The organism is Megasphaera sp. NM10, assembly GCF_000417505.1.
In the GTDB taxonomy this organism is placed as follows: domain Bacteria; phylum Bacillota; class Negativicutes; order Veillonellales; family Megasphaeraceae; genus Megasphaera; species Megasphaera intestinihominis.
The window spans coordinates 1-600 of the sequence record NZ_APHY01000129.1 but is presented as its reverse complement, the minus strand read 5'-3'; the positions used below and the strand labels follow the sequence as shown (position 1 = coordinate 600).

The 600-nt window shown below is 48.0% G+C and carries 2 protein-coding genes; both read right to left on the bottom strand.

Annotated elements, in window-relative coordinates; genetic code table 11:
* A partial coding sequence (locus NM10_RS12670) for an MGDG synthase family glycosyltransferase (RefSeq protein WP_020311931.1) occupies positions 1-282 on the bottom strand: 282 nt, incomplete at its 3' end.
* Positions 283-396: 114 nt separating this feature from the next.
* Positions 397-600: HU family DNA-binding protein (locus NM10_RS12665; protein WP_020311930.1), on the bottom strand; the 204-nt coding region annotated here is incomplete at its 5' end.

Genomic DNA, 600 nt, shown 5'->3' with positions numbered 1-600 from the left:
CTTCAGGCCCCAGGCAAAGAGCGTCTTGACGACGAGTCCCTTCTTATATCCTTGTGACGAATAGTACATCAAATCGTACAGCATGGGAAAGACATCGAGGATCTTGATGTACGTTTCCTTGACGATGTTGTCGATAGACAGGACGTCGTTGGACAGGAAATCCAGGTGTTCCACTTCACATTCTTCGGGAATGGTCTTGACGTATTCTTCTATCGCCCGTGCTGCCTGTGTATGCCCCGTACCGATGGATGCGGACAGGATCAGGACTTTCTTCTTTGTCATGCATGATACCCTCTTTTATAAACAGCATTAGTCTAGTAGCTCATACTACTATGGTACGACAATTTGCAAGAAAAGAAAAGGGCCGTTTTTCATGCGGCCCTTCGGAATCGTACCTTATTTGTTGTTGACCAAATCTTTGAGCTGTTTGCCAGCTTTGAAAGCCGGGGTCTTGGATGCTTCGATCTGAATCGGTTCGTTGTTGCGCGGGTTGCGGCCTTCACGGGCTTTACGCTGACGGACTTCAAAAGTGCCAAAGCCGATGATCTGTACTTTATCACCCTGGGTGAGGCTGTCGCTGATAGCTTCGAATACAGCTGA